The 9,690-nt window shown below is 66.8% G+C and carries 11 protein-coding genes; 7 read left to right on the forward strand and 4 right to left on the reverse strand.

Annotation, left to right across the window (positions count from 1 at the left end; genetic code table 11):
• Positions 1–34 precede the first annotated feature (34 nt).
• The 6 genes from ABW137_RS02690 to ABW137_RS02715 all read left to right on the forward strand — a co-directional run bounded on the left by ABW137_RS02690 (position 35) and on the right by ABW137_RS02715 (position 5,857).
• The gene (locus ABW137_RS02690) at positions 35–1,369 is read left to right on the forward strand and encodes an ABC transporter substrate-binding protein (RefSeq protein ID WP_526396641.1); all 1,335 of its coding nucleotides are present in this window, start codon (positions 35–37) and stop codon (positions 1,367–1,369) included.
• Positions 1,370–1,430: 61 nt separating this feature from the next.
• Positions 1,431–2,282: a carbohydrate ABC transporter permease gene (locus ABW137_RS02695; protein ID WP_526396643.1), complete on the forward strand. Its 852-nt coding sequence runs from the start codon at positions 1,431–1,433 to the stop codon at positions 2,280–2,282.
• Entirely contained in the window at positions 2,279–3,094 is an 816-nt protein-coding gene (locus ABW137_RS02700) for a carbohydrate ABC transporter permease (RefSeq protein ID WP_526396619.1), read from the forward strand. The genes ABW137_RS02695 and ABW137_RS02700 overlap by 4 nt, the downstream gene beginning before the upstream one ends.
• A gap of 21 nt (positions 3,095–3,115) precedes the next feature.
• Complete coding sequence (locus ABW137_RS02705; protein WP_526396621.1) at positions 3,116–4,183, forward strand: ABC transporter ATP-binding protein; 1,068 nt, start codon at positions 3,116–3,118, stop codon at positions 4,181–4,183.
• Positions 4,184–4,211: 28 nt separating this feature from the next.
• On the forward strand, positions 4,212–4,985 hold the full coding sequence (locus ABW137_RS02710; RefSeq protein WP_526396623.1) for an SDR family NAD(P)-dependent oxidoreductase: 774 nt from the start codon (positions 4,212–4,214) through the stop codon (positions 4,983–4,985).
• Between the two features lie 50 nt (positions 4,986–5,035).
• Positions 5,036–5,857: a BtpA/SgcQ family protein gene (locus tag ABW137_RS02715; protein WP_526396625.1), complete on the forward strand. Its 822-nt coding sequence runs from the start codon at positions 5,036–5,038 to the stop codon at positions 5,855–5,857.
• 68 nt (positions 5,858–5,925) lie between these two features.
• On the opposite strand, the gene ABW137_RS02720 is transcribed toward ABW137_RS02715, so the two are convergent.
• On the reverse strand, positions 5,926–6,393 hold the full coding sequence (locus ABW137_RS02720; RefSeq protein ID WP_526396626.1) for a winged helix-turn-helix transcriptional regulator: 468 nt from the start codon (positions 6,391–6,393) through the stop codon (positions 5,926–5,928).
• A gap of 95 nt (positions 6,394–6,488) precedes the next feature.
• Between ABW137_RS02720 and ABW137_RS02725 the strand changes: the two genes are divergently transcribed.
• Complete coding sequence (locus ABW137_RS02725) at positions 6,489–7,676, forward strand: thiolase family protein (protein WP_526396628.1); 1,188 nt, start codon at positions 6,489–6,491, stop codon at positions 7,674–7,676.
• Positions 7,677–7,859: 183 nt separating this feature from the next.
• Here ABW137_RS02725 and ABW137_RS02730 read toward each other — a convergent pair whose 3' ends face one another.
• From ABW137_RS02730 to ABW137_RS02740, 3 genes are all read right to left on the reverse strand, one after another.
• Positions 7,860–8,144, reverse strand: a complete 285-nt coding sequence (locus ABW137_RS02730) for a hypothetical protein (protein ID WP_526396630.1) — start codon at positions 8,142–8,144, stop codon at positions 7,860–7,862.
• A 98-nt stretch (positions 8,145–8,242) separates the two neighbouring features.
• Positions 8,243–8,692 carry a nitroreductase family deazaflavin-dependent oxidoreductase gene (locus ABW137_RS02735; protein WP_526396632.1) on the reverse strand — a complete coding sequence of 150 codons (450 nt, stop codon included), beginning with the start codon at positions 8,690–8,692 and terminating at the stop codon, positions 8,243–8,245.
• 5 nt (positions 8,693–8,697) lie between these two features.
• Entirely contained in the window at positions 8,698–9,642 is a 945-nt protein-coding gene (locus ABW137_RS02740) for a TIGR03564 family F420-dependent LLM class oxidoreductase (protein WP_526396634.1), read from the reverse strand.
• Between the last annotated feature and the right edge of the window lie 48 nt (positions 9,643–9,690).

The raw sequence follows: 9,690 nt of genomic DNA on the forward strand, positions 1-9,690 counted from the left end.
CACGATTGAAAGGAGCTGTGCCGCAATGAAAACCATGCAACCCACGTCAACAACGACACCAGGGCGGAGGCGGCGGTCCGTTCCCACCTGCGTCGTCGCACTGTTGGCAGTCCTCCCTCTCCTGATCAGCGCCTGCGCGGGCAGTGGCGGACCAGAACAGGCCTCGTCTCAGCCGGCCACCGGAACCGGCGCGGTCGGTCCCGACGTCTCTGGGACCGTGCGCATCCTGATGGAGAACGTGCCGGACACCGACATCGTCAAGGCGATGGTGCCCGAGTTCAACAAGGAATACGGAGGCGTCAAGGTCGACATCGAGACGCTCACCTACGACCAGATGCGCGACAAGCTGGTGTCGTCCTTTCAGTCGTCGTCACCCACGTACGACCTGATCATCGTCGACAACCCCTGGATGGTGGACTTCGCCAAGGCGAACTTCTTGCAGCCGTTGGATTCCCGGATCGACAGCACGCCCGACTACGACCCTGGCGACTTCTTCCCATCGCTGACCGACATCACCACCGTCGACGGTGTCCGCTACGGCGTGCCGTTCTACAACTACGCGCTCGGATACCTCTACGACACCGACGATCTCGCGCAGGCCAAGCTCGACGTGCCGACCACGCTCGATCAGTTGGTCAGTACGTCGAAGGCCCTCAAGACCGGCGACCGGGCAGGCATCGCGATGCAGCCACAGCGCGGCTACAAGATCTTCGAGGAGTGGGGGAACTGGCTCTTCGCCGCGGGCGGCTCCATCTACGACGCCGACGGCAAGGCCACGCTGAACACGCCGGAGGCCAAGACCGCGCTGAACGCCTACATCGACACGTACCGGACCGCGGCGCCACCCAACAGCCTGAACTGGGCATTCGACGAGGCGTTCCGATCGGTGTCCAGCGGCCAGGCGGCCTCCATGATCAGCTACAACTGGAACCTTCCCGCCCTCAACGAGCCGGGCTCCGGACCGTCGGCGGGCAAGTACAAGCTGGCCGTCATCCCCGGCGGCAAGCAGGTCCTGGGCTCCTGGAGCTGGGCCATCCCTGCCAACTCCGGCGCCTCCGACGCGGCGTGGGCGTTCACCTCCTGGCTCACCTCGAAGGCACACGACGTCCAGCGCACCGAGAAGGGCGGCGCCGCAATCCGACAGAGCACGCTCAAGGATCCCGCCGTCCTGAACGGTCCGCTCGGCGCCGATTACTACAAGACGGTCGAGGCGCTCCTGGCCGATGCCTCACCCCTGAGCCAGGGGCCCAGTGGCGAGGAGATGATCCAGGCCGTCGGCACCGAACTCAACGAGGCCGTCGCAGGCACCAAGAGCGTCGACGATGCTCTGGCCGCAGCCCAGGCCGCGGCCGAGAAGATCCAAGGCTAGCCCCGCCCCCGGGGCTATCCCACATGAAACCGACCACCCCACGAAGGGAGCGATGACCACCGTGAAGTTCAAGCACGGCATGGTCGCCCCCCTCGTCGCTCTCTTCGTCGGGGTGGTCGGTTTCCCCCTCGCCTACGCGTTCTATCTGAGCATCACCGACTACAAGCTGACCGACCGAGGCACACCCACCATCGTCGGCGCCGACAACTACGTCGCCACCCTTGGCGACGCCGCGTTCTGGCAGGCGTTCGGAACCACCGCCACCTACGTCGGCGTCGCGGTGGCCCTCGAGCTGACGATCGGCCTGGCGATCGCCCTGTCGCTCCAGAAGCAGCGCTGGGCAAGCGATCTCACGCGTGCCATGCTGCTGGCCCCGATGTTCATCACGCCCATTGCCGTCGGTCTGATCTTTCGGTTTCTGCTCAACGACCAGATCGGCGCCATCCCCCACCTTTTGCAAGCCGTTGGCGTCGACTACGACTTCTTCGGTCCCGGCCGAGCCCTGTTCACGATGGCCGTCATCGACGTGTGGCAATGGACGCCGTTCATGGTGCTGCTGCTTCTCGCCGGGCTCGAATCCATCCCGAAGCAACCGTTGGAGGCCGCCAAGGTGGACGGCGCGAGCGGCTGGTACGTGTTCCGGCGGGTGACCCTGCCACTGCTGGTGCCCGTGCTCGTGGTCGCGATCCTGTTGCGGTCCCTGGACGCGATGAAGGTGTTCGAGTACGTCTTCGCCACCACGCGCGGTGGCCCGGGCACCGAAACCCAGACGTTGCAGTACTTCGTGTACCAGACCGGCATTCAGTTCTTCCGGCTCGGCTCGGCGTCCTCGATGGCGTTCGTCGTGCTGTTGGTGGTGCTCACCGTCATCGTGGTGGCGTTCCGCCGGATCGACAGGGCCAAGCAGTCATGAGGAACAACCCGGTCCTGACCATCTGCCGCGTCGCACTCCTCTGGGGCGCGGCCATTTCCGTGCTCTTCCCCGTGGTGTGGATCGCGTTGGCGAGCCTGAAGAACCCGCAACAGCTGAACGATCCGTTCCTGCTGTCGTTCACGCCGACCTTGGACGCGTGGCGCAACGTGCTGTCGTCGGGAATCCTGGCGGCGGCCGGACGCAGCGCGATCGTCGCTTTGGCCACCGTCGGCATCAGCGTGGTGGTTGGCAGCATGGGTGCCTACGCCATTGCCCGCTTCCGGGCCGGCGGCACCGCGACCAGGTTCGGCATGCTCGCGGCACAGGTGCTGCCCCCAGCGGTGCTGGTGTTCCCGTTCCTGACGATGGCCTATGCCCTGCGGCTCAACGACACTCTGGTCCCCGTCGTCTTCGCCCACCTGAGTTTCGTTCTGCCCGTGGTGACGTGGTTCCTCATAGGCTTCTTCGAGGCCGTCCCCCAGTCCTTGGAGGAGCAGGCGCAAGTCGACGGCTTCACCCGCTTCCAGGCGTTTCGACTCGTCGTGCTCCCCCAGGTGCTGCCCGGCGTGGGAGCGGCCGCCATCTTCGGCTTCACACTGTCGTGGAACGACCTCTTCTACGGTCTCATCCTGGCGCCCGGCAAGGCGGCCATCCTTCCGGTGGCCATCGCAGGATTCAACACGTTCCGCGGTGTGCAGATCGGCTCGATGAGCGCTGCCATCCTGATCGCCGTCGTCCCCGTCGTCATCGCGAGCTTCTTCATCCAGCGCAAGTTGGTGCAGGGGATCAGCGGTGGCGCGGTGAAGTTCTAGAAGGTTGGTGACTGACTGCCCATGGCAACTGTCCGATTCTCCGGCGTGAGCAAGGCTTACGGTGCGGTCCCGGTGGTCACCGATCTAGACCTGGAGTTGCCAGACGGATCGTTCACGGTGCTGGTCGGACCGTCCGGCTGCGGAAAGTCGACGTCGTTGCGGATGCTCGCAGGGCTGGAATCCGTCACGTCGGGCACGATCACGATCGGCGACCGCGAGGTCACGCACCTGCAACCGCGCGACCGTGACATCGCCATGGTCTTCCAGAACTACGCGCTGTACCCGCATCTCTCGGTGCGGGAGAACATCGCCTTCCCGCTGCGCGCCACCAAGACACCCCGCGGCGAAGCCATCAAACGCGCGGAGGACGTGGCGGGTTCGCTGGGGCTGACGACGTTGCTGAGTCGAAAACCCAAGGATCTCAGCGGCGGTCAACAGCAGCGCGTCGCGATCGGTCGCGCCATCATCCGTGAGCCGTCGGTGTTCCTCTTCGACGAGCCGCTGAGCAACCTCGACGCGAAACTGCGCGTCGAGACTCGCACCGAGCTGCTGCAGATTCAGCGTCGGCTCGGCATCACCTGCCTGTACGTGACCCACGACCAGGAGGAGGCGATGACCTTGTCGGACCGGATGGTGGTGATGCGCGACGGCCGCGCCGCCCAGATCGGTACCCCCTTGGAGGTGTACGACACCCCGGTCGACACCTTCGTCGCGTCGTTCGTCGGCAGCCCGAAGATGAACCTGATCGACGGTGCGGTGTCCGGTGAAACCTTCACACTGCCAAGCGGTCTCACCATTGCCTTGGGCGCGGCGACGGAGGCCGGTGAGGTCACGCTAGGCATTCGACCCGACGATCTGGTACTGACCCCGGACGAGGGCTCCGACGCGCGTGTGAAGTTGATCGAGCTGCTGGGGCCGCGCGCCATCGTCACCGTCGAGGCCCGCGGCACCGACGTGACCAGCGTCGTCGAGACCGCACGGATGTCGGGGGTCATCGAGGGCGCCCCCGTGACGTTGTCGGCGAGGCCAGGTGCCGCGCACGTATTCGATTCAGGGACCGGCCAACGCATCGTTGGCACCATCGCCTAGCACCGTAGAGACAGGAACGAACACACTCATGAGCAAGACAGTCGTAATCACCGGCGCGGGTTCTGGTATCGGACGAGCCATTGCCATCACCCTGGCCGAACGGGACTGGCAGGTCGTCGTCACCGACATCGACGGCGACGCAGCGCGCGACGTCGCGGCGGAGCTGTCATCGGAGGCGGGACAGCGGCACGAATCCGCGGTGCTGAACGTGAGTTCGGCCGAGGATGCGGCGACGGTGGCCTACGGCGTCTGCGACCGCCTCGGGCTTGACGCCTGGGTCAGCAATGCGGGCATCTCCTTCATGCATCCCTTCCTCGAGGCGCCGATCGAGCGCTACGACCAGACCATGGACGTCAACCTCAAGGGCGTGTTCGTGTGTGGCCAGGCCGCAGGCCGTGCCATGGTGCGGGGCGGCACCGCAGGGGCGATCGTGAACACCGCGTCGATGGCGGGCAAGCAAGGCCGGGTGCCCTACCTCTCGGACTACGTCGCGTCCAAGTTCGGGGTGGTGGGCCTGACCCAGGCGATGGCCTACGAACTCGGCGAGCACGGCATCACCGTCAACTGTGTCTGTCCGGGCTACGTTGAAACACCCATGCAGTCAAGGGAACTGCAATGGGAAGCGACGTTGCGCGGGCTGAGCACCGACGGAGTGCGGACCATGATGATCGACGACACCCCGCTTCGACGTCTCGAGCAGCCCGAGGACGTGGCACGCTCGGTCGCCTTCCTCCTGTCGGAGGACGCCCGCTTCATCACCGGCGAGGCACTGGCCGTCAACGGCGGCGCCTACATGGACTAGCGCTGCAGTCGATCAGATTGCCAGCCATCACCTTCGAGAAAGGCAGACACGTGACCACTAGTTGGCTCGACGAGGTCTTCGGCGTCAGAAAACCCGTCATCGCCATGCTTCACCTCGCGGCGCTTCCTGGCGACCCCGGCTACGACACGGCGGGCGGCGTTGCCGCCGTCGTCACCCGGGCCCGTGAGGAACTCGACGAACTTCAGGCCGGCGGGGTGGACGGGGTGATGATCTCGAACGAGTTCAGCCTGCCGTACCTCACCAAGACCGAACCCATCACCGCCATCACCATGGCGAGGATCATCGGGGAGCTGCTCCCCCACTTCGAGGTGCCGTACGGCGTCAACGTGCTGTGGGATGGTCGCGCCTCGATCGACCTGGCCGTCGCGACGGGGGCGAAGTTCGTCAGGGAGATCTTCACCGGGGTGTACGCCAGCGACTTCGGCCTATGGAACACCAACGTCGGCGAAGTCGCCAGGCATCGCGTTCACGTCGGCGGTGCCGACGTGAAGCTGTTCTTCAACATCGTCCCCGAGTCCGCCACCTACCTGGCGGCACGCGACCTGGGGTCCATCACCCGCACGACGGTATTCGCGACACTGCCCGACGCGATCTGCGTGTCGGGGGCCACCGCGGGCGCGCCAACGGACACCGAGGCGCTGCGCGTGGTCAAGGCCGCCGCGGGCGCCGTGCCGGTGTTCGTCAACACCGGCGTGCGCGCGGACAACGTGGCCGAACAACTCGACGTCGCCGACGGCGCGATCGTCGGCACGTACTTCAAGGACGGCGGGGTGTTCGAGAATCGCGCCACGCGTTCGCGGGTGGACGAGCTGATGTCCCAGGCCCGCAAGTTCCGCGAGCAGCTGGCCTGATCCCTCGAGTGGCCAGCTGACGTCGCGGCGACGTTGCGTCCCGGCACTGGCCACTCGCGGCCGGAATCTCAGCGCCTGACGGCCCGCACGCCGAGCTCCTCGGGTGGGACCTGGTGGCCGTCGGTGCAGCGGACCTCCACCCCGGCCTCGGCGCCACATTCGAGATGGGTGAGCCGTAGTCGGCTGTCGCCGAAATATCCTCTGCCCCACTCGAACATCGCCCACACCACCGGCATGAAGTCGGTCCCCGACGCGGTAAGGACGTATTCGTCGCGGCTGCGCTGACCCGGTTCGCGGTACGGCTGCTTGGTGAGCAGGCCTGCGTCGACGAGTTCGCCGAGCCGCGCGGACGTCGCCGCCTTGGTGATGCCGACCCGGCGGGCGAAGTCGTCGAAGCGCGTCGTGCCGTAGTACGCCTCGCGCATGATGAGCATCGCCGACTTGGTGCCGACCAGGCCCATCGTCTTCTCGATCGGGCAGTGCCCGACCGCGGACCAGGCACTGCGGTCGGCGAGGGCGCCTTGCAGGACTGTCATGTAGATCACTCCATAGCTGGGTTGTTGTCACTAGACCTAGGTGTTACATCTAAGTATAGATAGCAGTACTCAGCGACGAGTCCAGGAGGACCCTCATGTCTGAATATTCGGATCGCGACGCCGTCATCGTCGGCGCCGTTCGCACTCCCGTCGGCAAGGGCAAGGCCAACGGCGCCCTGCACGACGTTCTCCCCGTGGACCTTCTGGCGCACAGCCTGCGTGAGATCGTGCAGCGCACCGGCATCGACCCCGGCCAGGTCGACGACGTCATCGCGGGCGCCGTGACTCAGGTCGGCGACCAGTCCGTGAACATCGCCCGCAACGCACTCCTCGGCGCCGGTTTCCCCGAGACGGTGCCCGGCACCACCGTGGACCGCCAGTGCGGGAGCAGCCAGCAAGCCATCTCGTTCGCCGCGCAAGGCGTGATCGCAGGCTCCTACGACATCGTGATCGCCTCGGGCGTAGAGTCGATGTCACGGGTTCCCATGGGCTCCAACGTGTTACCCGGTAGCGACCCGTTCGGCCACGGCATGGCGCAACGCTATCCCGACGGCCTGGTCCCCCAGGGCATCAGCGCCGAACTGATCGCGGCGAAGTGGGGACTGTCGCGGACAGAGCTCGACGAGTTCTCCGCGAGCAGTCACGAGAAGGCGGCCCGCGCCACCAAGGACGGGCTCTTCGCCAACGAACTCGCCCCGATCGCCGGCCTGGACTCCGACGAGATCATCCGCCCCGGAACGACGGTGGACACTCTCGCGGGACTGCGTCCGGCGTTCTACAACGAGGCCTACGCCAAGCGGTTCCCGCAGATCAATTGGGAGATCACGCCGGGAAACTCGTCGCCGCTCTCCGACGGCAGCGCGGCGGTGATGATCACCAGCGGCGCCACGGCGCGCAAGCTCGGCCTGCGCCCGCTGGCCCGCATCCACACCATGACGGTGGTGGGCTCCGATCCGCTGTACATGCTGACCGGCGTCATCCCCGCGACCGAGAAGGTGCTCGCCCGGGCAGGCCTGACGCTCGCCGACATCGACCTGTTCGAGGTCAACGAAGCGTTCGCCCCAGTCGTCCTCGCATGGGCGAGGGACACCGGCGCAGACCTGACCAAGACCAACGTCAACGGCGGCGCGATCGCCATCGGGCACCCGCTGGGCGCCAGCGGTGCCCGCATCATGACGACGATGGTCAACGCCTTGGAGCAGCGCGACGGCCGGTACGCGCTGCAGACGATGTGTGAGGGCGGCGGCATGGCCAACGCCACCATCATCGAGCGGCTCGCCTGACCCCCGCCCTCGGCAGAATCTGTAACGCGTCGGTGACGTAATGGACGGCTGCGGTTTACCTCCCGGTCCTCTGGGATAGCTACGCCCGGTGAAGATCTATTACCGTGCAGGCCGCACAGCGGTACTGGCCGTCTCGTCCGCGGCCGCGGCCATCGCCATCATGTCCGGCTGCAGCAGCAGCGATCAGCCCAGCGAACCGAGCAGCAGCACCGCCGTCACACCGACGAGTAGCACGGTGGGCACCACGGAGCCCTCGGTGGCACCGAGTTCCACGGTCGCCCCGACGGGCACCGCGCAGTCGCCGGCGTCCAACGCGCCGACGACCGGCAATGGCGGCGGCAGCGGACCCAGCCAGAGCGTCAGCGGCGGAAACTCGGCAACTCCGCCGCCCGTCGAGAGCTCGCCGTCGCCGCCCACCGGTGACAACCTGCCCGGCGAGAACGCGGGCCCCAGTGGTAATCCCGGCACACCGGGCGACGACAACTAGTCGAATGCGCTGCTAGTCAAATGCGGCGGCGGCGCGGAGAGCTCTCGGCAACGAGGATCTCCGCGCCGGACCGTCGACGCTAGACGCGCGTCAGCTCGAACAGCGGAATGAGGCGCGTGGTGCTGGCCTGGTAGTCGGCGAACACCGGCCCGAGCTCGACGACCTTCGCGAAGGTCGCGTCCCGCTCGTCGAGCGGGACTTCCCGCGCCACCACGTCGTAGGCCTCCGTGCCCACCTCGATGTGCGCCTTCGGCGTGGCTCGCAGATTGTGCACCCAGGCCGGGTTGGTTGGCGCACCTGCCTTGGACCCGACGATCACCATCTTCCCGTCGATCGTCAGATAAGCCAACGGCGAGAGCCTCGATTGCCCCGACTTGGCCCCCGTCGTGTGCAGCAGTAAGAGGGTGTTCCCCTCGAACGGGCCGCCCACCTTGCCGCCGTTGGCGCGGAATTCCTCGACCACACCGCGGTTGAAGTCGTCGAGGGCAGCGGGATCGTTGGCAAGCTTGTCCTTGTCGAAGTCCGTCATGCTCGTCACAAGTCGCGGCCGACCGCGGGTATTCCTGCCGCGACCTCACAGACGCGGCGCAGCTCGTCACGCCCGGTCTGCACCGGCATCAGGATCAGGTCGGTCGCGCCGGCGTCCACGTAGCGGGCCAGCCCACGGGCGACGTGCTCCTCGTCGCCGATGAGAGCGAGATCCACCACGCTGTCTACCCCCTCGCGGGCGTTGATGCGCTGGTAGGACGGCACCTGGTCGTACATCGCCATCGTCTCGGCCGCGACGGCCCTGGCACCGGCCACCCCGTCTGCGTCGGTGACCGCGACGCTGACCAGACCGAAGATCCGCGGAGCAGGCCGGCCGACGTCCGCGGCGGCCTTCGCGATGGTCGGCACGATGAACTCTTCGAGGGTGCGCGGCCCCGCGTACGGCAGCGTGCCGTCGGCGAGTTCGCCAGTCACCTGAAGCGTCTGGGGCCCCATTGCGGCGACGTACAGCGGGTACGACGGCGCGGACGGCAGCGCGACCGGCATGACCTGCGGGTCGACCGCGGTGACATGGGTGCCGTGGAAGTCGACGGTTCCGGTGTCTCTTACCGCACGCAACACGGTGAGGTACTCCCGAAGCCGTTGCGCGACATGACTCGTCGGAATCGCAAACGCCAGTTGCTCGAGGGCGGCGACGCCCAATCCGAGACCGAGGCTGAAGCGTCCGTGGGTGGCCGACTGCGCGGTCTGCGCGGCGGCCGCCACGATCAGCGGGTGACGGGGGTTGATCGGCACCACCGACGTGCCGACCGCGATGCCTGGGACCATCGCGCCGATCACCCCGGCCACCGCGATCGCGTCGAGGTCGAGTTGCTGTCCCAGCCATACCTGGCGCACTCCGGCGTCGAACGCCATCGACGCCTGCTCCACGGCGTCGTCGACGACGTGTGCGGCGGAACGGTCGGGGGTGAGCAATACTCCGGTGGTCATCCGTCCACCGTGCCCCGGACCGGCTGGTCGCGTCCAAGGCCCGTCGTG

Origin of the sequence: Mycobacterium sp., assembly GCF_040509115.1 — a bacterium.
GTDB lineage: Bacteria > Actinomycetota > Actinomycetes > Mycobacteriales > Mycobacteriaceae > Mycobacterium.